Source organism: Citrobacter sp. Cpo032 (assembly GCF_030332975.1).
Lineage (GTDB): Bacteria > Pseudomonadota > Gammaproteobacteria > Enterobacterales > Enterobacteriaceae > Citrobacter > Citrobacter portucalensis.
Window position 1 is genome coordinate 95,248 of record NZ_JAOWGU010000035.1, and the last position, 22,937, is coordinate 118,184.

Annotated in this window: 22 protein-coding genes and 1 tRNA gene; 17 read left to right on the forward strand and 6 right to left on the reverse strand. The window is 52.3% G+C overall.

The features are described 5' to 3' along the window. Positions 1-34 precede the first annotated feature (34 nt). Positions 35-778, forward strand: a complete 744-nt coding sequence (locus tag OGY33_RS05465; protein WP_136392329.1) for an SDR family oxidoreductase — start codon at positions 35-37, stop codon at positions 776-778. A 93-nt stretch (positions 779-871) separates the two neighbouring features. Here the strand turns inward: OGY33_RS05465 and bglA are convergent, their stop codons facing one another. Both bglA and OGY33_RS05475 read right to left on the reverse strand, forming a co-directional pair. Further along, the gene (bglA, locus tag OGY33_RS05470; RefSeq protein WP_032944895.1) at positions 872-2,305 is read right to left on the reverse strand and encodes a 6-phospho-beta-glucosidase BglA; all 1,434 of its coding nucleotides are present in this window, start codon (positions 2,303-2,305) and stop codon (positions 872-874) included. A 121-nt stretch (positions 2,306-2,426) separates the two neighbouring features. Continuing rightward, positions 2,427-3,155 (reverse strand): MurR/RpiR family transcriptional regulator, encoded by a 729-nt coding sequence (locus OGY33_RS05475; RefSeq protein ID WP_008785744.1) that lies wholly within the window; start codon positions 3,153-3,155, stop codon positions 2,427-2,429. 52 nt (positions 3,156-3,207) lie between these two features. On the opposite strand from OGY33_RS05475, the gene yqfB reads away from it, so the two are divergent. Then, a complete protein-coding gene (gene yqfB / locus OGY33_RS05480) occupies positions 3,208-3,519 on the forward strand; it encodes a N(4)-acetylcytidine aminohydrolase (RefSeq protein ID WP_008785743.1) in 312 nt (103 codons plus the stop codon). 163 nt (positions 3,520-3,682) lie between these two features. Then, positions 3,683-4,345, forward strand: coding sequence for a PAQR family membrane homeostasis protein TrhA (gene trhA, locus OGY33_RS05485; protein ID WP_149608193.1), 663 nt, complete (start codon positions 3,683-3,685; stop codon positions 4,343-4,345). 131 nt (positions 4,346-4,476) lie between these two features. Here trhA and ygfZ read toward each other — a convergent pair whose 3' ends face one another. After that, positions 4,477-5,460: a tRNA-modifying protein YgfZ gene (gene ygfZ, locus OGY33_RS05490; protein ID WP_008785741.1), complete on the reverse strand. Its 984-nt coding sequence runs from the start codon at positions 5,458-5,460 to the stop codon at positions 4,477-4,479. A 257-nt stretch (positions 5,461-5,717) separates the two neighbouring features. On the opposite strand from ygfZ, the gene sdhE reads away from it, so the two are divergent. Together sdhE and OGY33_RS05500 are read left to right on the forward strand one after the other, a co-directional pair. After that, positions 5,718-5,984 carry an FAD assembly factor SdhE gene (sdhE, locus tag OGY33_RS05495; RefSeq protein ID WP_003825514.1) on the forward strand — a complete coding sequence of 89 codons (267 nt, stop codon included), beginning with the start codon at positions 5,718-5,720 and terminating at the stop codon, positions 5,982-5,984. Beyond that, the gene (locus OGY33_RS05500) at positions 5,965-6,372 is read left to right on the forward strand and encodes a protein YgfX (RefSeq protein WP_003825515.1); all 408 of its coding nucleotides are present in this window, start codon (positions 5,965-5,967) and stop codon (positions 6,370-6,372) included. The genes sdhE and OGY33_RS05500 overlap by 20 nt, the downstream gene beginning before the upstream one ends. A gap of 101 nt (positions 6,373-6,473) precedes the next feature. On the opposite strand, the gene fldB is transcribed toward OGY33_RS05500, so the two are convergent. Further along, a complete protein-coding gene (gene fldB / locus OGY33_RS05505) occupies positions 6,474-6,995 on the reverse strand; it encodes a flavodoxin FldB (RefSeq protein WP_003026933.1) in 522 nt (173 codons plus the stop codon). 113 nt (positions 6,996-7,108) lie between these two features. On the opposite strand from fldB, the gene xerD reads away from it, so the two are divergent. The 5 genes from xerD (at position 7,109) to lysS (ending at position 13,198) form a co-directional block, all read left to right on the forward strand. Continuing rightward, a complete protein-coding gene (gene xerD, locus OGY33_RS05510) occupies positions 7,109-8,005 on the forward strand; it encodes a site-specific tyrosine recombinase XerD (protein WP_191238149.1) in 897 nt (298 codons plus the stop codon). Between the two features lie 23 nt (positions 8,006-8,028). Then, positions 8,029-8,742: a bifunctional protein-disulfide isomerase/oxidoreductase DsbC gene (gene dsbC / locus OGY33_RS05515; RefSeq protein WP_048225463.1), complete on the forward strand. Its 714-nt coding sequence runs from the start codon at positions 8,029-8,031 to the stop codon at positions 8,740-8,742. Between the two features lie 5 nt (positions 8,743-8,747). Next, complete coding sequence (gene recJ / locus OGY33_RS05520; protein WP_100271940.1) at positions 8,748-10,481, forward strand: single-stranded-DNA-specific exonuclease RecJ; 1,734 nt, start codon at positions 8,748-8,750, stop codon at positions 10,479-10,481. Between the two features lie 91 nt (positions 10,482-10,572). Next, positions 10,573-11,671, forward strand: a protein-coding gene (gene prfB, locus OGY33_RS05525; protein ID WP_100194817.1) for a peptide chain release factor 2 whose coding sequence is annotated in 2 segments (ribosomal slippage) — positions 10,573-10,647 and positions 10,649-11,671 — 1,098 coding nt in all. Because the reading frame shifts where the segments join, the coding sequence is not laid out codon by codon here. A 9-nt stretch (positions 11,672-11,680) separates the two neighbouring features. Beyond that, the gene (gene lysS, locus OGY33_RS05530; RefSeq protein ID WP_005123357.1) at positions 11,681-13,198 is read left to right on the forward strand and encodes a lysine--tRNA ligase; all 1,518 of its coding nucleotides are present in this window, start codon (positions 11,681-11,683) and stop codon (positions 13,196-13,198) included. A gap of 77 nt (positions 13,199-13,275) precedes the next feature. Here the strand turns inward: lysS and idi are convergent, their stop codons facing one another. Next, complete coding sequence (gene idi, locus OGY33_RS05535) at positions 13,276-13,830, reverse strand: isopentenyl-diphosphate Delta-isomerase (RefSeq protein ID WP_191238150.1); 555 nt, start codon at positions 13,828-13,830, stop codon at positions 13,276-13,278. Between the two features lie 166 nt (positions 13,831-13,996). Here idi and actS point away from each other — a divergent pair, with 166 nt between their 5' ends. Then, positions 13,997-14,755 carry an amidase activator ActS gene (gene actS, locus OGY33_RS05540; RefSeq protein WP_020996306.1) on the forward strand — a complete coding sequence of 253 codons (759 nt, stop codon included), beginning with the start codon at positions 13,997-13,999 and terminating at the stop codon, positions 14,753-14,755. Between the two features lie 79 nt (positions 14,756-14,834). Continuing rightward, a tRNA-Gly gene (locus OGY33_RS05545) sits at positions 14,835-14,908 on the forward strand. Positions 14,909-14,942: 34 nt separating this feature from the next. Here OGY33_RS05545 and OGY33_RS05550 read toward each other — a convergent pair. Beyond that, a complete protein-coding gene (locus OGY33_RS05550) occupies positions 14,943-15,479 on the reverse strand; it encodes a GNAT family N-acetyltransferase (RefSeq protein WP_191238151.1) in 537 nt (178 codons plus the stop codon). An 816-nt stretch (positions 15,480-16,295) separates the two neighbouring features. Between OGY33_RS05550 and pgaA the strand changes: the two genes are divergently transcribed. From pgaA to yjdI, 5 genes are all read left to right on the forward strand, one after another. After that, a complete protein-coding gene (gene pgaA / locus OGY33_RS05555) occupies positions 16,296-18,758 on the forward strand; it encodes a poly-beta-1,6 N-acetyl-D-glucosamine export porin PgaA (RefSeq protein ID WP_057067439.1) in 2,463 nt (820 codons plus the stop codon). A 9-nt stretch (positions 18,759-18,767) separates the two neighbouring features. Continuing rightward, complete coding sequence (gene pgaB, locus OGY33_RS05560; protein WP_048215612.1) at positions 18,768-20,789, forward strand: poly-beta-1,6-N-acetyl-D-glucosamine N-deacetylase PgaB; 2,022 nt, start codon at positions 18,768-18,770, stop codon at positions 20,787-20,789. Next, on the forward strand, positions 20,786-22,120 hold the full coding sequence (pgaC, locus tag OGY33_RS05565; protein ID WP_003033859.1) for a poly-beta-1,6-N-acetyl-D-glucosamine synthase: 1,335 nt from the start codon (positions 20,786-20,788) through the stop codon (positions 22,118-22,120). The genes pgaB and pgaC overlap by 4 nt, the downstream gene beginning before the upstream one ends. Next, entirely contained in the window at positions 22,117-22,623 is a 507-nt protein-coding gene (gene pgaD / locus OGY33_RS05570; RefSeq protein ID WP_149608195.1) for a poly-beta-1,6-N-acetyl-D-glucosamine biosynthesis protein PgaD, read from the forward strand. The genes pgaC and pgaD overlap by 4 nt, the downstream gene beginning before the upstream one ends. Before the next feature lie 82 nt (positions 22,624-22,705). Further along, the gene (gene yjdI / locus OGY33_RS05575; protein WP_003825544.1) at positions 22,706-22,936 is read left to right on the forward strand and encodes a 4Fe-4S mono-cluster protein YjdI; all 231 of its coding nucleotides are present in this window, start codon (positions 22,706-22,708) and stop codon (positions 22,934-22,936) included. Position 22,937 lies beyond the last annotated feature (1 nt).

The window sequence follows — 22,937 nt, forward strand, 5'->3', positions numbered from 1 at the left end:
ACGCCTCCCGGTTTTTTCATATCTGGAGGTATCCATGGGAATCGCATTGGTTACTGGCGGCAGTCGCGGCATCGGGCGGGCAACCGCGCTGCAGTTAGCGCAAGAGGGTTACACGGTTGCGGTTAACTTTCATCACAATATCCGTGCAGCAACGGAGGTGGTGAATACCATTGCCGCTACCGGGGGAAAGGCGTTTGCTCTACGGGCTGATATCAGCGATGAAAGCCAGGTTGTGGCAATGTTTGAATGCATTGACCGCGAAGGGGAACCACTGACCGCGTTAGTGAATAATGCCGGGATTTTGTTTGAACAGAGCACGGTGGAAAGCTTAACCGCCGAAAGAATTAACCGCGTGCTGGCGACCAATGTTACCGGCTATTTTTTGTGTTGTCGGGAAGCGGTAAAGCGCATGTCTTTCAAACACGGAGGGCAAGGCGGGGCGATTGTGAATGTGTCTTCGGCGGCATCGCGGCTTGGTGCGCCATTCGAATATGTTGATTACGCGGCCTCAAAAGGCGCTGTGGACACGCTCACCACCGGCCTTGCGCTGGAGGTTGCGGCGCAAGGGATCCGCGTAAACTGCGTGCGACCTGGTCTTATCTACACTGAAATGCACGCATCAGGCGGCGAGCCGGGAAGGGTCGATCGCGTGAAATCGATGTTGCCTATGCAGCGCGGAGGACAACCGGAGGAGGTCGCGCAGGCGATTACCTGGCTGCTGAGCGAGAAGGCGTCGTACGTAACGGGCAGTTTTCTGGAACTGGCTGGCGGGAAGTAGGGTTTAATCGCCGGTTGGCGCTACGCTTATCCGGCCTACGGGAATTTAATCTGTAGGCTGGATAAGGCGTTTACGCCGCCATCCGGCAAAAAATCAAAGTTTCTCGCCGTTGCTGGCAATCACCGCTTTGTACCAGTTAAAACTTTTCTTGCGTGAACGCGACATATCGCCGGTGCCGTCGTCGTGTTTGTTCACGTAGATAAAGCCGTAACGTTTGCTGTACTGACCGGTGGTGAACGAGACACAGTCGATGCAGCCCCACGGAGTGTAGCCCATCAGGTCTACGCCATCATACGTTACCGCTTTCATCATCTCTTCAACGTGGGCGCGCAAATAGTCGATGCGATAGTCGTCGTTGATGCTGCCGTCTTCTTCCACTTTGTCGTAGGCACCAAATCCGTTTTCTACGATAAATAGCGGTTTCTGATAGCGCTCATACAGTTCGCATAAGGCGTAACGCAGACCGACCGGATCAATCTGCCAGCCCCAGTCGGACGCTTTTACGTGCGGGTTCGGTACGCTGCCCTCAAAACCAGAAATGGCATCGCCGCTGCCGCCTTCCGCTTTTACCGCGTTGGTCATGTAGTAACTGAATCCGAGATAGTCACAGGTGCCTTCACGCAGGATTTGCTCATCTCCGGCTTCCATTCGGATGTTGAATTCGCGGCGTTCCCACTCGTTCAGTACATATGATGGATAGTAGCCGCGCAGTTGAACGTCGGTGAAAACGTAGCGCTCACGCATCGATTCCTGCGCGAACATCACATCTTCAGGCTTACAGGAGAACGGGTAAAGTGGCACCATCGCCAGCATGCAGCCGACTTTCATTTCCGGGTTGATGCGGCGTGCGGCTTTCACTGCCAGAGCGCTGGCCACGAACTGGTGATGCAGCACCTGGTACATGGTTTCTTCCGGGTTTTCATGCTCGGTATACACCACGCCGGAGCAGCAATAACCAAACAGCGGTGCGCGCCAGTTGCGCTGGTTGTTGATCTCGTTAAAGGTCATCCAGTATTTGACCTTGTGCTTGTAGCGCTCAAAAACGACTTCAGCAAATCGGACAAAGAAATCGACGACTTTACGATTGGTCCAGCTACCGTATTGTTGAACCAGGTGCAGCGGCATTTCAAAGTGGGAAAGGGTGATGACCGGTTCGATGTTGTACTTCAGCATTTCATCGAACATGTCGTCGTAGAACTTTAGCCCTTCTTCATTCGGCTGGCTTTCGTCCCCTTTGGGGAAGATACGGGTCCAGGCGATTGAGGTACGGAAGCATTTGAAGCCCATCTCGGCAAACAGCTTGATGTCTTCTTTGTAATGACCGTAAAAATCGACGGCTTCGTGGTTGGGGTAGTACTTACCGGGCTCAACTTCCTGAGTGATTTCTCGCGGAACGCCGTGTGCCCCTCCGGTCAGTACATCGCAAATGCTGGGGCCTTTGCCACCTTTGTTCCAGCCGCCTTCAACCTGGTGCGCCGCAACCGCGCCACCCCATAAAAAATCTTTTGGTAAGGTAAGTTTTTTCATCTGCGCTCAGTCTCAAATTAATACCATCTGATTTTGAGTCTAACAAAGGAAAGATAAATGTCACGATATAACAAAATAGCGCTAATGTGATTTGTTACATCCAAAAAACAGATTGTTTTTTTTACGCTATTCTTTTCGCCAACTTGCGGCCGAGTGATTCCAGAATATAAATAACAGGGATCTGCGTAGTTATATCGTATACACCGGCAATGCGCGTCTGTGGAACGTGCCAGGAGAGATTAAAGTCAGCCAATTTGGCCAGCCGCGAATGTTCATGACTGGTGACAGACAGGACCTTACAGTTATGCAGGCTGAACTGGCTGGCAAAACGCAGGATCTCTTCTGTTTCACCGGAAACGGAAAGCACGATCGCCAGCGCGTTTCTGGCCATGTCATTCGTTACCGGGAAATAAGGGTCATCAATGTGATTACTGAATTTTCCAACGTTTGAGAAAAAACGTGCGCCATATTTGGCTAAGGCTCCGGATGTTCCCGCCCCAACGAATATAATACGCTCGGAAGATAATATAATATCAACAGCCTGATCGAGCAGATTATCGAACTCATCGTTATTAACGCCTTTAAAGAAGCTGATAATTTCGCTAGCACCGAAATTAGCCTGTTGCGGTTCATTCTGCTCTAAATATAATTTGAAGCGCACGCGAAATTCTGAGTAACCTTCACACTTAAGCTTGCGGCAAAAGCGCAGTACGGTGGTAGTGGAAACACCCACGGCATCGGCCAGTTCGCGAATGGTCATGTACATGACTTTGTCACGGTTTTTGATGACATAGTTGTAGACCAGCATCTCAAGATTGTTGAGACTGGCGATGGCAGCGTGGGAGAACATACTCACAATGGCAAAACTCACTCATCAGACTTCATCTACAGGGAATAATAACATGCAGCCAAATGACATCACTTTTTTTCAGCGTTTCCAGGATGACATTCTGGCCGGACGCAAGACCATCACTATTCGTGACGAGTCTGAATCACACTTCAAAGCCGGGGACATTTTACGGGTTGGGCGCTTCGAAGATGACGGTTACTTCTGCACGATTGAGGTTGTTGGCACCTCAACCGTCACGCTGGATACGCTGACGGATAAACATGCCCAGCAGGAAAACATGACGCTTGAAGAACTTAAACGTGTCATTGCCGAGATTTACCCGGATCAGACGCAATTTTATGTGATTGATTTTAAATGCCTTTGATTTTAATAGTACGCATGTTAGCTGAAATTTAAAAACTAAAACCATGATTTTTAATGGTAAATATTTATCTGGTAATTATTTTAGCTAACAGGTGTTCACTGGAACCATTCTCAGTTACGCTAGAGGAGCAATCACGATAGGGTTCGTTTCTCGGGAGTAAGTTATGGTTCAGAAGCCATTAATCGTGCAGGGATATTCGCTGGCAGAGGAAATAGCCAACAGCATCAGTCACGGTATCGGGCTGGTGTTTGGGATTGTCGGACTGGTGTTGTTGCTGGTTCAGGCAGTGGATACCAATGCCAGCGCTATGGCGATTACCAGCTATAGCCTGTACGGCGGCAGCATGATCCTGCTGTTCCTCGCCTCAACCTTGTATCACGCGATCCCCCATCAGAGAGCGAAAGTCTGGCTGAAAAAATTCGACCACTGTGCGATTTATCTGCTGATTGCCGGGACCTATACGCCATTTCTGCTGGTGGGGCTTGATTCGCCGCTGGCTCGTGGGTTGATGATTGTTATCTGGAGCCTGGCGCTGCTCGGTATTTTATTCAAACTGACCATCGCACACCGGTTTAAAATTCTGTCGCTGGTGACTTACCTGACAATGGGCTGGCTTTCGCTGATTGTGGTGTATCAACTGGCGGTGAAGTTGGCGGCGGGAGGCGTGACGTTGCTGGCTGTTGGCGGTGTGGTGTATTCGCTGGGCGTAATTTTCTACGTCTGTAAGCGTATTCCTTATAACCATGCGATCTGGCACGGTTTTGTGCTGGGTGGCAGCGTTTGCCACTTCCTGGCGATCTATCTGTACGTGGGGCAACACGCATAGATTCAGTGCAACCCCGGGGGCGGCGTAAACGCCTCGCCCGGGCTGTATTTTGTTGGCCGGACGAGGCAATGCCGCAATCCGGCGGCCTGTGCCGAATTGCCTAATGGCGCTGCGCTTATCAGGCCGACCAATTACTCTTCGTCTAACGAATATGGCAGCGGTACGATACGCAGCGTTTTTGCGTCGTCACGGACGCGGAACACGCTGTCGGCCTCCATGTCGTTATTCATCACAACCTGCACCAGTACCTGACCATCGGCCAGTTGTACTGCGGCAAGTACGGTACCAGTACGACGCCAGTTCTCGCCCATTTTTAATTCAAGGTCTTCGCCAGCTTCCGGTACTCGACCGGCGGCACCCGCCAAAGTCCACATGGCGCGTTTGTTGGCTCCGCGGAATTTTGCACGAGCCACCATTTCCTGACCGGTGTAGCAGCCTTTTTTAAAGCTGATCCCGCCCAGAGCCTGCAGATTGGTAGCCTGTGGAATAAACTGTGCACTGTTGGCTGTATCAATAACGGGGATACCCGCTTCGATATCCAGCGCCAGCCACTGCTGGCTGTTATTTAACTCAGCTTCGCCACGCAGCTTTTCAACCAAGGTTTCTGCTGTGGTGGCATCAACGATCAGCAGAAAACGTTCGGCAGGGTGTTCGAACCACAATACCGTGGAGGCACCTTCGGTAATGACCTGCTTATCACTGTTCGGTAATTCGCTAAAGAGATTGGCCAGCGCTGCACGTGCCTGGAATCCCGCTACGCCCAGCAAGACGCGCTCGTCGTCTGGGGCGATCGCCACCTTCGAGAAGACCGCGTATTTTTTCAGCTCAGTGAGCTGCGCATCACGCAGGCTACGGCGCTCAAGCCATGCAAAACCGTCACCCTGGCGGAACAGACGCAGGTTGCTCCACATTTTACCTTTGGCGTCACAATGTGCAGCCAACAGGTGCTGATGCTCGGTCATCTGGCTGACATCCGCCGTGACCTGACCCTGAATATACTTCTCACTGTCGACACCGGTGATGGTGGCGAGCGCCCAGTCATCGAGCGTCATTAGCGTCAGAGGTAAACGCGTTGACGCAAAAGGCTGGCGAGGAGGAAAAGATGTAAAAGCCATAATAATGTCCTGATTTGCTTAACGCAGTGATGATGACTAATGGTAAAAGAGCTATGGGCCATTGCAAGCGGTTTAAACAGGCTATTTGTGCCATATATTGTGCTTTGCGAGGAGACATCCAAAATTGGTGAATCCTTTGGCTTAATAAGGTTTTATTTAGCGAGCGAGCTTCAGTTTACTGATATTCCCGTAAAAAGAGCGGGAAAAACACGTTACAATAGCGGGATACTTCGTTTTCGCGAGACAGGGAGAAGAACATGGATATTAACAACAAAGCACGTATTCATTGGGCATGCCGCCGCGGTATGCGCGAGCTGGACATCTCGATCATGCCGTTTTTTGAACATGAATATGACAGCTTAAGTGACGAAGAAAAACGTATCTTCATCCGTCTGCTAGAATGTGATGATCCAGATTTATTTAACTGGTTGATGAATCATGGGAAACCAGCTGATGAGCAGCTGGAACAGATGGTGCGACTTATCCAGACACGGAATCGGGAACGTGGTCCAGTGGCAATCTGATTTACGCGTATCATGGCGCGCGCAGTGGCTTTCACTGCTAATTCATGGGCTGGTCGCGGTGTTTATTTTATTGATGCCCTGGCCATTGAGCTACACCCCATTATGGCTGGTTTTGCTCTCTCTGGTGGTGTTCGATAGCGTTCGCAGTCAGCGTCGAATCAACGCCTGTCAGGGTGAGATTCGGCTATTGATGGATGGCCGTCTGCGCTGGCAAGGGCAAGAGTGGTCTATCGTTAGCGCCCCCTGGATGGTTAAAACAGGTATGATGCTACGCTTGCGATCTGATGCCGGAAAACGTCAACATTTGTGGCTGGCAGCAGACAGTATGGATGATGCAGAGTGGCGGGATTTACGACGGTTGATGCTGCAAAAGGCGAAGCAAGGGTAACGCATGACACATGCCTGATGGCGCGCAGCTTGAAAGCCAACAGTTAGGTGCGTCATGCAGGCCGGATAAGGCATTTACGCCGTCATCCGGCAAATCGGTTATCAGGACCAGTGCTCGGCCATTTCCCCAAGAATTTGCTCGCACCAGGCCTGAATGCGTTCATCGCTGAGATCGTACTGGTTCGTCTCATCCAGCGCCAGGCCAACAAACAGCTGTCCATCAGCAATGACGGGTTTATCGCTGGTGAATTCGTAGCCTTCTGTGGGCCAGTAGCCGACAAACTTTACACCTTTGGTGATCAGTTTATCGTGCAGCATACCCAACGCATCCAGGAACCATTCGCCGTATCCCAACTGATCGCCCATACCGTAAAGCGCGACAATCTTGCCCTCCAGGTTGAGGTCGTCCAGTTGCTCCCAGACCGCTTCCCAGTCCTCCTGAATTTCACCGAAATCCCAGGTTGGGATGCCCAAAATGAGCACGTCATATTGCTCCATTAGGGTCGGAGAATCGTCTTTGAGGTTGTGCAGTGTCACCAGTTCGGGACCCAGGATATCGCGGATTTTTTCTGCTGCCATTTCGGTGTAGCAGGTGCTGGAACCGTAAAAAAGACCCATGTTCATGACGTAAACATCTCAATTCTGCTGTAGCGTTGCGGGTAGTGTAACAGAATCGCCGCATTCTCGGCACAATGAGGCATAATGCATCAAAAATGAGAGTGGAATAAGGGGCGCGAGTGGAACAGGATCTGGCGCGCATCGAGCAGTTTCTTGATGCCCTGTGGCTGGAACGAAATCTGGCGGAAAACACATTAAGTGCGTATTGTCGCGATCTGACCATGCTTGTGGAATGGTTACATCACCGCGGCGCTTCGCTTGCGACCGCGCAAAGTGATGATCTGCAAGCCTTGCTGGCTGAGCGGATGGATGGAGGGTATAAAGCCACCAGTTCCGCACGTTTGCTCAGTGCGACGCGACGTTTTTTTCAGCATCTGTACCGCGAAAAATATCGCGAAGATGACCCCAGCGCCTCGCTTGCATCACCTAAACTTCCGCAGCGCCTGCCTAAAGATCTCAGCGAAGCGCAGGTTGAGCGGCTGCTACAAGCGCCGCTTATTGAGCAACCGCTGGAGCTACGCGACAAAGCCATGCTGGAAGTGCTGTATGCAACAGGCCTGCGCGTGTCTGAACTGGTAGGACTGACGATGAGTGACGTCAGCCTGCGTCAGGGTGTGGTACGGGTGATCGGTAAAGGTAACAAAGAGCGCCTTGTCCCGTTGGGTGAGGAGGCTGTGTACTGGCTGGAAACTTACCTGGAGCATGGGCGTCCATGGTTGCTCAACGGCGTATCGATTGATGTGCTGTTTCCTAGTCAGCGGGCGCAACAGATGACCCGTCAGACCTTCTGGCATCGTATCAAACACTATGCTGTGTTGGCGGGAATCGACAGCGAAAAGCTGTCACCGCACGTCCTGCGGCACGCGTTTGCCACGCATCTGCTCAACCATGGCGCAGACCTGCGCGTGGTGCAGATGCTACTGGGGCATAGCGATCTCTCGACAACGCAGATTTATACTCATGTCGCAACGGAGCGCTTGCGGCAACTACATCAACAGCATCACCCGCGAGCGTGAGTGCTGACAGGATAGGATAGGCTATGAAAAAACGTTTTATGATGTTCACCCTTCTGGCGACGGCGTTTTCCGGCATGGTACATGCAGACGACGCGGCAATTCGTCAGTCATTAGCAAAGCTGGGTGTGCAGAGCACCGAGATTCAACCTGCTCCGGTTGCGGGCATGAAAACCGTACTGACCAATAGCGGCGTGCTGTACGTTACCGAAGACGGTAAACATATTATCCAGGGACCGATGTACGACGTGAGCGGCGCAAGTCCGGTGAATGTCACCAACCAACTGCTGATGAAGCATCTGAACGCGCTGGAAAAAGAGATGATCATCTACAAAGCGCCGCAGGAAAAACACGTCATTACCGTTTTCACCGACATCACTTGTGGTTACTGCCACAAGCTGCATGAAGAGATGAAAGATTACAATGCGTTGGGGATCACCGTTCGTTATCTGGCCTTCCCACGTCAGGGGCTGGACAGCCAGGCTGAGCAGGACATGAAGTCTATCTGGTGTGCTAAGGACAAAAACAAAGCCTTTGATGATGCGATGGCAGGCAAGGGCGTGAAAGCGGCGACCTGTGATGTGGATATCGCTAACCACTATGCGCTGGGCGTACAGTTTGGCGTCAGCGGTACACCGGCGATTGTGCTGAGCAATGGCTATGTCGTACCTGGTTATCAGGGCCCGAAAGAGATGAAAGAATTCCTCGACGCACATGCAAAACAGACCAGCGGTAAATAATTCGCGTGAAACAACAGATACAACTTCGTCGGCGTGAAGCCGACGAGACAGCCGAGCTGCCTGATGACTTGCCGCCATTGTTGCGTCGTTTATACGCCAGCCGCGGTGTACGTAGCGCGCAGGAGCTTGAGCGTAGCGTCAAAGGAATGCTGCCGTGGCAGCATTTAAACGGTGTCGAAAAGGCGGTTGAGATCCTCTACAACGCCTTTCGTGCGGGAACTCGCATCATCGTTGTTGGCGATTTCGATGCCGATGGCGCGACCAGCACGGCGCTAAGCATCCTGGCGATGCGCGCGTTGGGCTGCAGTAACGTTGACTACCTGGTGCCAAATCGTTTTGAGGACGGTTATGGTTTAAGCCCGGAAGTCGTTGATCAGGCCCATGCCCGTGGTGCTCAGCTGATTGTCACCGTAGACAACGGCATCTCGTCTCACGCGGGTGTCGAACATGCCAGAACGTTGGGGATCCCGGTCGTTGTGACCGATCACCACCTGCCAGGGGATACGCTGCCGGGCGCAGAGGCGATCATCAATCCTAACCTGCACGACTGTGAGTTCCCGTCGAAATCGCTGGCAGGCGTTGGTGTAGCCTTCTATCTGATGCTGGCGCTGCGCACTTTCCTGCGTGACAAAGGCTGGTTTGATGAGCGAGGCATTGCACCGCCGAACCTGGCGGATTTGCTCGATCTGGTTGCGCTTGGCACGGTGGCGGACGTGGTACCGCTGGATGCCAATAACCGCATTCTGACGTGGCAAGGCTTAAGCCGTATCCGTGCTGGAAAATGCCGCCCTGGTATTAAAGCGCTGCTGGAGATTTCCAATCGCGACCCCCTAAAGCTGGCAGCCAGTGATTTAGGTTTTGCCCTCGGGCCACGGCTGAATGCGGCGGGGCGTCTGGACGATATGTCCGTTGGCGTAGCGCTGTTGCTGTGCGACAACATTGGTGAAGCGCGCGTGCTGGCCAATGAGCTGGACGCACTCAACCAGACGCGCAAAGAAATTGAGCAGGGTATGCAGGCCGAAGCGCTTACCCTGTGTGAAAAGCTGGAACGCAGTAGCGATACGCTTCCGGGCGGCCTGGCAATGTATCATCCCGAGTGGCATCAGGGGGTAGTCGGCATTCTGGCATCGCGCATTAAAGAGCGCTTCCATCGCCCGGTGATAGCGTTTGCCCCGGCAGGTGACGGTACGCTAAAAGGCTCCGGACGTTCGATTCAGGGGCTGCACATGCGCGATGCGCTGGAGCGCCTGGACACCCTTCATCCGGGCATGATCATCAAGTTTGGCGGTCACGCCATGGCGGCGGGGTTATCGCTTGAAGAGGCGCAGTTTGAGCGTTTCCAGCAGCGTTTTGGCGAACTGGTTACCGAGTGGCTGGATCCCGCCTTACTGCAAGGTGAAGTGGTGTCGGATGGCCCACTGAGCGCAGCGGAGATGACCATGGAGGTCGCACAAATGCTGCGCGATGCCGGACCGTGGGGACAAATGTTCCCGGAACCGCTGTTTGACGGGCATTTCCGTTTGCTCCAGCAGCGTCTGGTCGGTGAGCGTCATCTGAAGGTAATGGTCGAGCCCGTAGGCGGTGGTCCGCTGCTGGACGGCATTGCGTTTAACGTCGATACCACCTGCTGGCCGGACAACGGCGTGCGCGAAGTTCAGCTTGCCTACAAACTGGATATTAATGAGTTTCGCGGCAACCGTAGTTTGCAGATTATAATCGACAATATCTGGCCACTTTAGCGTCACTAATCGCTATAAAAAAGGGCGTGGATTAGTTACAATCCCGCTCTTATCACCGCATTTTGACTAGTCCAATAAAAGAAATCAGACAATGTTTGAAATTAATCCGGTAAATAACCGCATTCAGGACCTCACGGAGCGCTCTGACGTTCTTAGGGGGTATCTTTGACTATGATGCCAAGAAAGAGCGTCTGGAAGAAGTAAACGCCGAGCTGGAACAGCCGGACGTATGGAACGAACCCGAACGCGCGCAGGCGCTGGGTAAAGAGCGTTCTTCTCTTGAAGCCATCGTTGATACGCTCGATCAGATGAGCCAGGGCCTGGAAGATGTCTCCGGCCTGCTGGAACTGGCTGTAGAAGCCGACGACGAAGAAACCTTTAACGAAGCCGTAGCAGAACTCGACACGCTGGAAGATAAACTGGCCCAGCTGGAATTCCGTCGTATGTTCTCCGGTGAATATGACAGCGCAGATTGCTATCTCGATATTCAGGCAGGTTCTGGCGGTACGGAAGCGCAGGACTGGGCAAGCATGCTGATGCGCATGTATCTGCGTTGGGCTGAAGCGCGCGGCTTTAAGACTGAAATTATTGAAGAGTCTGAAGGTGAAGTGGCGGGTATTAAATCCGTAACCATCAGAATTGCTGGCGAATATGCGTACGGTTGGCTGCGTACTGAAACCGGCGTACACCGTCTGGTTCGTAAGAGTCCGTTCGACTCCGGCGGACGTCGCCATACGTCGTTCAGTTCTGCGTTTGTTTATCCGGAAGTTGATGATGATATTGATATCGATATCAACCCGGCGGATCTGCGTATTGACGTTTACCGTGCCTCCGGTGCGGGTGGTCAGCACGTTAACCGTACGGAATCTGCGGTGCGTATTACCCACATCCCGACTGGGATTGTGACGCAGTGTCAGAACGACCGTTCCCAGCACAAGAACAAAGACCAGGCCATGAAGCAGATGAAAGCGAAGCTTTATGAACTGGAAATGCAGAAGAAGAATGCCGAGAAACAGGCGATGGAAGACAACAAGTCAGATATCGGCTGGGGTAGCCAGATTCGTTCTTATGTCCTTGATGACTCCCGCATCAAAGATCTGCGTACCGGGGTTGAAACCCGTAACACGCAGGCGGTGCTGGATGGCAGCCTGGATCAATTTATCGAAGCAAGTTTGAAAGCAGGGTTATGAGGAACCAACATGTCTGAACAACACGTACAGGGCGCTGACGCGGTAGCCGACCTTAACAATGAACTGAAAACGCGCCGTGAGAAGCTGGCGAGCCTGCGTGAGCAGGGGATCCCGTTCCCGAACGATTTCCGTCGCGATCATACCTCAGACCAACTGCATGCTGACTTCGACGCGAAAGAAAACGAAGAGCTGGAAGCGCTGAACATTGAGGTATCCGTTGCTGGCCGTATGATGACCCGTCGTATTATGGGTAAAGCATCATTCGTTACGCTGCAGGACGTTGGCGGCCGTATTCAGCTGTACGTTGCTCGCGATGACCTGCCGGAAGGCGTCTACAACGAGCAGTTCAAAAAATGGGATCTGGGCGATATCCTCGGCGCGAAAGGTAAGTTGTTCAAGACCAAGACCGGTGAGTTGTCTATTCACTGCACCGAACTGCGTCTGCTGACCAAAGCGCTGCGCCCGCTGCCGGACAAATTCCACGGTCTGCAGGATCAGGAAGCGCGCTATCGTCAACGTTACCTGGATCTCATCTCTAACGATGAATCCCGCAATACCTTTAAAGTGCGTTCACAAATTATGGCTGGCATCCGTCAGTTCATGGTGGGTCGCGGCTTTATGGAAGTGGAAACCCCGATGATGCAGGTGATCCCTGGCGGTGCCGCTGCGCGTCCGTTCATCACCCATCATAACGCGCTGGATCTGGATATGTACCTGCGTATCGCGCCGGAACTGTACCTCAAGCGTCTGGTGGTTGGCGGCTTCGAACGCGTATTCGAAATTAACCGTAACTTCCGTAACGAAGGCATCTCTGTTCGCCATAACCCAGAGTTCACCATGATGGAACTCTACATGGCTTATGCGGACTACAAAGATCTGATCGAACTGACCGAATCGCTGTTCCGTACGCTGGCGCAGAACGTTCTGGGAACGACTGAAGTGCCTTACGGTGAAGAAGTCTTCGACTTCGGTAAGCCGTTCGAAAAACTGACCATGCGCGAAGCGATTCAGAAATACCGTCCGGAAACCAACATGGCCGATCTGGATAACTTCGACTCTGCAAAAGCGATTGCTGAATCTATCGGCATCAAAGTTGAGAAGAGCTGGGGTCTGGGCCGTATCGTGACCGAGATCTTTGAAGAAGTTGCGGAAGCGCACCTGATTCAACCGACCTTCATTACCGAGTACCCGGCCGAAGTTTCTCCGCTGGCGCGTCGTAATGACGAAAACCCGGAAATCACTGACCGCTTCGAATTCTTCATCGGCGGACGTGAAATCGGTAACGGTTTCAGCGAGCTGAACGATGCGGAAGATCAGGCGCAGCGTTTCCAGGATCAGGTTAACGCTAAAGATGCGGGTGATGACGAAGCAATGTTCTATGACGAAGACTACGTTACCGCTCTGGAACACGGTCTGCCGCCGACTGCGGGTCTGGGCATTGGTATCGACCGTATGGTTATGCTGTTCACCAACAGCCATACCATCCGCGACGTGATCCTGTTCCCGGCGATGCGCCCGGTTAAGTAAGATGTGAAATGCCGGATGGCGGCTGACGCCTTATCCGGCCTACGATTCGTTATGTAGGCCAGATAAGCGTAGCGCCATCAGGCAATAATTTGTTGGTAGTAATTCCGCAACAGCGCACGCGCTTCTTTGTCTGCAACCTGCATTACCATCCACGGGCTAAAAGCCCACGGCGTCGCGTCAATCCCGCTTAAGACATCCTCAAGACTGCTCCACTGGCAATCCATCACTTCATCTGGATTTAGCTGTAGCGGACTCACGATATGTGCGGCATAAACCGGGCACACTTCGTTTTCCACAATTCCACTCGGGTCTGTAGCGCGATAACGAAAGTCAGCATACACGGGGCTGAGCGAGTCGATGTCTGCACCCAGTTCGAAGCGAGCCCGGCGGACAATAGCGGCTTCGTGGGTTTCACCCAACTGCGGGTGACCACAGACAGAGTTGGTCCAGACGCCAGGCCAGGCTTTTTTGTGCAGCGAGCGGCGGGTGACCAGCAGTTGGCCCTGCTCGTTAAATATCCAGCACGAGAAAGCGGAATGCAGGGGGGTTGTGGCGGTATGCGCCGCATATTTTTCCAGCGTTCCGCAGGGTTGGCCCTGCTCATTCAATAAAATGACATGTTCCTGTCGCATAGCGTCCACCATCAATCTTAAGCATCCATATTATATGCTTAATTAAGTCAGATTGATTAACAGAGGGTGTGAAATGCCAGGGCCGACGGTTCGTTGCGCGATATGATTTGGCATCCGGTTTCTGGCTGCTATGATAAAGCGTCTGAAAATGTTGCGAGGTATTGTTTTGAGTGCAGGACGCCTGAAGAAAAATGGCCTGGGTATCGTGATGTTGCTGTGCGTCGGTCTGCTGTTAGCAGGGTGTTCCGGGAGCAAGTCGTCTGATACAGGAAGTTATTCCGGCTCCGTGTATACCGTGAAGCGGGGGGATACGCTATACCGTATTTCGCGCGCTACCGGGACCAGCGTGAAAGAGATCGCCCGCCTGAATAATATTTCACCGCCCTATACCATTGAAGTAGGGCAAAAACTGAAGGTCAGCGGTGGCGCGAAAACCAGTTCTAACTCTGGCAAAACAACCAAGAAATCCTCAACCAAAACGGCAGCTGTCAGACCGTCTTCGTCCGTACCGCAGTCTTCCTGGCCTCCGGTAGGGCAACGTTGCTGGCTGTGGCCTGCCAGCGGTAAGGTGATCCTGCCTTATTCAACCGCGGACGGCGGCAACAAGGGCATTGATATCTCGGCTGCGCGCGGTACACCGATTTATGCCGCCGGCGCCGGGAAGGTGGTTTACGTCGGTAATCAGCTACGGGGCTATGGTAATCTCATCATGATTAAGCACAGTGAGGACTACATCACTGCGTATGCGCATAATGACACCATGCTGGTGAACAACGGTCAAAACGTGAAGGCTGGGCAGAAAATCGCAACGATGGGCAGCTCGGATGCGACTACGGTGCGGCTGCATTTCCAAATCCGCTACCGGGCGACAGCTATCGATCCGCTGCGTTATTTGCCGCCGCAGGGCAGTAAGCCAAAATGCTGACGGTGATTTAATCGCCAGTCAGTCGGTTAGTCCCTTGCCAAGAAGAGCGTAAGGTTTATAATCCCTTACGCACTTCGATGCGGGCGTAGTTCAATGGTAGAACGAGAGCTTCCCAAGCTCTATACGAGGGTTCGATTCCCTTCGCCCGCTCCAAAAATTCTCTCCCTGTAGTTAATCCTTAAAAACGTTAGATAGCGACACCGGAATCCGGTGGTAGCGTGCCGTTACCTTCACCCAGATTACGTTGTAGCAATACCGTGTCGAGCCATAGCCCATGTTTGAAGCCAATGTTTTTCAGTGTGCCGATTTGCGTAAATCCGGCCTGCTGATGGACTTTTAACGATCCCTGATTATTGCTGTCGCCGACGATGGCAATCAGTTGCCGATAACCCTGTGCTTCTGCCCAGCCAATCACATGACGCAGTAAGGTTTTTCCTACACCCTGACGCTGAGCCGTTGGAGCAATATAAATCGAATCCTCAAGGGTATAGCGGTAAGCATAGCGCTCGCGGTAGCGGGTGAGGTAGCAATACCCGATGACCTTATCTTCCTGCAGAGCGACGACCCACGGCAGCCCGAGGCTGCGGATTTTTTCCAGACGAGCAAGCATCTCGTGTGCATCCGGCGGGTCGGTTTCAAAGCTGCCGGTACCGTGAAGAACATGATGTGCATAGATATCGCGTATGGCGGGGATGTGCTTTTCTTCTGCATTAACGATTTTCATTGACCGGCTCCCATTGGCGTCTTTGCCCAGATTACCTGAAAGTCTGAGGGGAAGGTAAGTGCAAAAAATTATGCTTCTATCAGTTGCTTGTAATGCAAATAGGCTTGCATATTGTAAGGGGAAATAATTGATTGTGGTTGATATTGTCAATAGTACGCAAGGTTGGTAAATATATTAACAGGTAGAGTAATACACAATTAATCACGCACGTATTTGATTGAGTTTCCAAATACCAATTATGGTAGGTTTCGAAAAATGATAAATAAAGTTGTTTGATTTCAACGCATTGTTACTGTATCTAATTCTTCTTGCGCCTGTACCCTTATTTTCATTTCATTGGCCCTGTTTGAGCCCTAAAAATTAAGTTATATTTTGTTGTTAGCAGAGAGCCTATTATCAGATTTTTCTCTATTCACCTCTCAAAATAGTTACCATGCAAACAGTTGCGCGGTGTAGCTATGCTAACCAGCAATAGTAAGCATCGTCACATGATGTCACCGGGCAAACTTTGTTTAAATCCAGAATTCAATCCCAAGAGTATTAGGATTATTTAGTCTAAAATACTTTTTTGCCTAAGACTTTTCTTATTGCGTAGCCACGAACTACATGGAGTGATAAAATTCCCGAGTTTATGCCTTCTGTCCAACGATTAGAGGACGCGGTGCGGGTAGTCAATAAGACGAAAGAATTAATTGCTTCATAACCCTATTACGAAATAAGCGGCAGTGCATCTTACATGGTCGGCAACTGTCAGGGATTGACCGTAACTTATTGAAAACGCTTATTTTTACTATGATGTAAGATATAAGGGCAGATATGTTCAGTATGCGTCGACATGCCAACTTCATTAAACGTTTTAAGTCTGTAAGCTGTTTATTTACGGCAAGCATTCTTTTCCCTATGCAAATCTCTGCTGCGGTATCAGATTATGATGCTTTGGTTATTGAAGCGCGGGGGGGGAATAGTGCGCCACTATTGCGCTACCTTGAGGATCAGGGAAAGAAAAGTGCGCTAACGCCAAATCAGGTTGCCGACTGGCTGCAAGTTTCTGGTTGGGTTGAGAACAACGATAAAACAACCATTCAAATCTGGCAGCGGTATCGTGGGCAGATGGATGTGCCTGCGCGCGGCAAAGTCGCCGCTGCACGTGCGTACCGTAACCAGAAAAACTGGAATGATTCATTGGCGGTGTGGGAAAGCGTTTTACAGGAAGAGCCTGATAACGTGGATGTACGCACCGGCTGGATAATGACGTTGGCGGATGCGCGCTACAACCAACAAGCCCTTACTGAAGCGAATAAATGGGCGCAGGCGCATCCGGGCGCAGACTCCGACGCACTGCTTGCCTACGTATATCATTCTCAGGGGAAAAACTGGGATGCACTGTTGGTTGCCAGCCAGGCGGATGATGTTGATCCAGGCAACAAAAATGCAAAATCCACGCTGCTATCTGCGCTGTCGGCGAACCGCGTTTCCGGACCCGCTTTAAATATGGCGGAGGTCGTTCCCACGGCTGATCCAGTGAAGCGCCGTCTTGAGCTTGATGCGGCGGCTGAAATGGTACGCTCCTCCTATACGTCCGCACGTAATGAAGAAGAACGGTTTATCGTGGCCGATAAAGCGCTGGCCCGTTATGACCAGTTGCTGGCGGCCTGGAAAGATGAGCCGTCTGCGCAGAATGATGTCCGTCGGGCGAGAATTGACCGTATGGGTGCCCTGTTGGTGCGTAAGCGTACTGCCGAAGTGATTGATGAGTATGAATCCCTTTCTGCAAGCGGCGAAGTACCAAACTATGCAAAACGCTGGGTGGCATCAGCATGGTTAAGCGAACGCCAGCCGGAAAAAACCGAAGCGATGCTGGCGAGCATCTACTACCCGAATGGACCTATCCCGGTGACGCCGCTCAGTCCTGAGGATCAACAAGATCTGTTCTACGCGCACATTGATAATGAAAACTTCGATGCTGCCAAAAAACAAGTCGATGATTTGATCAAAGAGAGTCCGTATCTGCGGCGTATCTATGGCTCGCCAACGCCGCAGCCTAACGATAACTGGCTGCTCGGACAGTCGCTACTGACGCAATATCATATCGCTGCCAATGAACTGCCAGAGGCAGAAAAGCTCGCAGAGCATCTGGCACGAACAGGCTCTGGTAACCAGGGATTGCGCATATCTTATGCCTCTGTGCTTGAAGCGCGTGGATTGCCGCATGCGGCGGAGAAAGAGCTTAAGCTGGCGGAAGTCATTGAGCCAAGCAACCTGGAGCTGGAACGTCAGCAGGCTTACGTTGCACTGGATCTTCAGGAGTGGAAACAGGCAGATGAACTGACGGATGACGTTATTGCCCGTAGCCCGGATGATGAAGCGACGCTGCGCCTCGCGCGTATTCGTGATGTCCACAAAATGTCGGAAGTGCGTATTAGCGGAACGCAGGGGATCTCGTCCGATAGCCCGGTCAGCGGTAAGAATGACTTCAACATCAACACGGCTATTTACAGTCCGCCGATTAATGACAACTGGCGACTGTTTACCGGATTCAACTTTGCTACTGGTGAATTTGAGGAAGGGAAGGGCATCAGCCGCGATCTGGCGGCGGGTGCAGAATGGACTTCCCGCGATTACTGGGCGGAAATGGAAGTGTCTGGCCGAAATTATGGCGATGGTCAGAAGATTGGCGGGCGTCTATCCGGCTGGCATGACTTCAATGACAACTGGCGCGTTGGTGGGTCGGCCGAGCGTCTTTCGCGCAACACGCCACTGCGCGCGCTGCGTAGCGGCGTGTATGCCAACGGCGGCGATATGTTTGTTCGCTGGTATCAAAACGAACGACGTGAATATCAACTGTCGTTTGCCGCATCACATTTCTCGGACGGTAACGATCGCATCGAATATGGACTCAGCGGAAAAGAGCGCATGTGGACCACGCCGCGCTTCACGCTGGACTTTACACCGGGTATCGGCGGGAGCACCAACACCAAAGAAAATGTTCCGTATTACAACCCGAAGAGTGATTTTTCGGTTGTCCCTGGCCTGAGCGCAGAGCAGGTTCTTTACCGCCACTATGATACCGTCTGGACGCAGCAAGGTCTGGCTGGCGTAGGTGGCTACTGGCAGCAAGGTGAAGATGCAGGCGCTATCGTCCAGGTGGGATACGGCCAACGGCTTAAATGGAACAACGTCGTAGACGGCGGGGTGATGCTGATTTGGGATAAACGCCCCTATGACGGTAAACGTGAGCGGAATATCTCCCTCGCTTTCGATTTAAATGTCAGGTTTTAAGGATTGTTCATGCTGAAAAGATGCCTGTGGCTTAGCGCATTAATCGCTGGCTGGTTGATGATTACCGCGTGCAGCAGCGCGCACAATACAACGCCTCGCTATGTTCCTCCCGCAGAGAGAACGCCGCTGACGGCGGATCATCCGTGGCCGAAAAATAGCTTTCTGGTGCTCGGCTACCATGATGTGGAGGATGGTGCAGCCGACCAGCGCTACCTCTCTGTGCGTACCAGCGCGTTGAGCGACCAAATGGCCTGGCTGCGTGATAATGGCTATCAACCGATCAGCGTGCAGCAAATTCTGGACGCCCATGACGGTAAAATTGTACTGCCGGAAAAAGCGGTACTGCTCACCTTTGACGATGGATATAGCAGTTTTTATACCCGCGTCTGGCCGCTACTGAAAGCCTACAACTGGCCTGCGCTCTGGGCGCCAGTAGGCAGTTGGGTTGATGCGCCAGCCAACAAAAAAGTCGATTTTGGCGGCTTAATGACCGCGCGAGATAAATTCGCCACCTGGAAAATGGTCGAAGAAATGGGCAAGTCGCCGTTGGTGGAAGTCGGTGCGCACACCTGGAACTCGCACTTTGGCGCTGAGGCCAACCCGCAGGGGAGTAAAGAGCCCGCTGTGGCGAACCGCCTGTATGATAAGAAAACCGGCACTTACGAAACGGACGAACAGTACACGCGACGTATAAACACGGATATCTCTCTGATCACTAACAAGATCAAAGCGGTGACCGGCAAATCGCCGCGCGCGTGGGTATGGCCTTACGGCGCAGCCAACGGTACAACGTTAAACCTGGCCAAAGAGCATGGCTATAAGATGGCCTTTACGCTTAATGAAGGGTTGGCGAATGCCGCGTTTCTCGATGATATTCCGCGCGTGCTGATTTCTGATAACCCATCCCTTAAGCGCTTTGCCAGTCAGGTCGCTCAGGTCCGTGAACCGCAGACGATGCGCGTGATGCATGTCGATCTGGATTACGTGTATGACAAAGACCCTGCTCAGCAGAAGCGAAATATCGATAAGCTGATCCAGCGCGTTTATGACATGCGTATTTCTCATGTCTTCCTGCAAGCGTACGCCGATCCGCAGGGCGACGGGAATATTCGCGAACTCTATTTCCCTAACCGTTGGCTGCCGATGCGTGCCGATCTCTTTAACTATATCTCCTGGCAGTTACAAACGCGGGCCGGGGTGACGGTGTATGCCTGGATGCCGGTTCTGGCTTTCGATCTCGACGCGTCCATTCCACGCGTAACCGCATGGGATCCGAAAACGGGACGCACTGCTATCAATCATGAGAACTATGTTCGTCTCTCGCCCTGGGACAGCGAAGCGCGCAAACGCATCACTGAAATCTATGAAGACCTGGCGAAGCACGCCAGCTTCAAAGGTATTTTGTTTCATGACGATGCTTTCCTGACGGATTTTGAAGATGCGTCACCGGAGGCGTTAGCCGCCTACCGTGCCGCAGGGCTTCCGGGCAGTATCGAGCAAATACGTAATAATCCTCAGGCGTTCGAGCGCTGGACTCGCCTGAAAAGTAAGATGCTTATTGACTTCACCAAACAACTGACCCGGACGGTGCGTAATATTCGCGGTCCACAGGTGCAAACTGCGCGCAATATTTACGCCATGCCGGTACTGGAGCCTGAAAGTGAAGCCTGGTTTGCACAAAACCTGAATGATTTCCTCAATACCTATGACTGGACGGCGCCGATGGCGATGCCATTCATGGAACAGATCCCGGCCAATGATGCCAACGCATGGCTTGACCGACTGGTGAATGCCGTTGCACAAACCCCTGGGGCGCTGGATAAAACCGTGTTTGAACTGCAGGCACGAGACTGGCGTAAATCCGGGGATCAGGCTGAAATCAGCGGAAAACAAATAGCCGAATGGATGCGCCAGCTGAAATTAAGCGGTGCAGGTAACTACGGCTATTACCCGGATGATTTCATCAGCGACAAACCTGAGATGTCAGAGATTCGCTCGACGTTCTCCTCATACTGGTATCCGCAAAAATGACCGATCGCATTATTGCTTTCCTGATACTTTGCCTGATGTTCAGCCTGCCGTTTGGCGTGGCTGTCATCTTTACAGGTGAAGTGATGTTGAACTTCGTCTTCTTCTGGCCTTTGTTCATGTCTGCTTTGTGGATAAGCGGCGGGGTCTATTTCTGGTTTTACCGTGAACGTCACTGGAAATGGGGAGATGACACGCCACCACCGACTCTGCCGGGGAATCCACTGGTTTCCATTCTGATCCCCTGTTTTAACGAAGGGATCAACGCGCGTGAAACCATTGAGGCAGCACTGGCACAGCGATATAAGAATATCGAAGTGATCGCCATCAACGATGGCTCGACGGATGACACTCACGACGTGCTGGAACAACTGGCAGTGGAATACCCCAGCCTGCGGGTGATTCATCTGGCTGAAAACCAGGGTAAAGCGCTGGCGCTCAAGACCGGTGCAGCCGCTGCGCGCAGTGATTACCTGGTGTGCATTGATGGCGATGCGTTACTGGATCGTGATGCCGTTGCCTATATTGTGGCTCCGCTGATCCAGTTCCCGCGCGTTGGTGCAGTGACGGGGAACCCGCGTATTCGAACCCGCTCTACGTTAATCGGTCGTGTGCAGGTCGGTGAGTTCTCTTCCATTATCGGCTTAATTAAGCGTACTCAGCGAGTCTATGGGCAGATCTTTACCGTTTCCGGCGTAGTTGCGGCGTTTCGTCGTCGCGCGTTGGCCGAGGTCGGTTACTGGAGCCCGGACATGATCACCGAAGATATCGATATCAGCTGGAAGCTGCAATTGCGCCACTGGTCGGTATTCTTTGAGCCGCGCGCACTGTGCTGGATCCTTATGCCTGAAACATTAAAAGGGCTATGGAAGCAGCGTTTGCGCTGGGCGCAGGGGGGTGCAGAGGTGTTTATCGTTAACATGCGTCGTCTGTGGTCGTGGGAGTTCCGTCGCATGTGGCCGCTGTTTCTTGAGTTCTGTTTTTCTACCGCCTGGTCTTTTGCCTATGCGATCAGTATCGTGCTGTTCCTGTTAGGACTGATGATCCCGATGCCGGACTCGCTGTATGTACAGCATCTTTTCCCGCCAGCCTTTACCGGGCTTATCCTCGGCGTGGTGTGCTTGCTGCAGTTTGCGGTGAGCCTGATGATTGAACGACGCTATGAAAAAGGCATTGGCGCCTCGTTGTTCTGGATTATCTGGTTCCCGGTGGTGTACTGGATGCTAAGCCTGTTCACCACGCTGGTCGCGTTCCCGAAAGTGATGCTCAAACGCAAACGTGGCAGAGCGCGTTGGGTGAGTCCAGACCGCGGTATTGGGAGGATTGAATCATGAACCAGCCACTGATCTTCACGGAGCGGCGTTTGCTGCCGCGCATCATCGATGTGTTGTTGACGGTCATCGCATGGGTTGGATTTATCTATTTGATCTATAAAGGGCTGATCACAGCCCTGGCGCATTCACCGTATATGGGTGTGCGACCCTTTTTCACCACGCTGGATACGGTCACGTTTTATATCCTTGTCGCCCTGGTCAACGGCCTGGTGCTGATTGGCTGGGCGAAGTACAACCAGTTTCGTTTTCGGGTCGAACGCCGCAGTCGCAGACCCGGGCTTGAAGACCATGAGCTGGCAGAAAGTTTGCGTATTACCCGGGAGCTGGTTACGGAACTGAACAAGGCGAGGGTGCTGACGGTCCACCATCATGAGAATGGCGAAATCAGTCATATCGATGTGGACAGGGATATTGCCGATAACCGCCTCCCGCCGCCGACGCCTGCGATGCTGGAGTATTTGCCGCCAGAGCCGCAGCCGTCGATACAGAAAAAGCCTGAATGATATTTCTGCTTTCAGCCGCTTCCTTCAGCCTCGCATAGGTCTATGATTAGACCCAGACAATAAAAAAATGCGAGGCAATGTCGTGGATAAGGAACTATTGGATGCAGGTTACCGGGCCTATACCGGCGAGAAGATTGACGTCTACTTCAACACGGCGATGTGTCAGCATTCGGGCAATTGCGTGCGGGGAAGCGCGAAGCTGTTTAACCTGAAACGTAAACCGTGGATTATTCCGGATGAAGTGGACGTTGCTACGGTCATCAAGGTCATCGATACCTGTCCGAGCGGTGCGCTGAAATATCGCCAAAAATGAG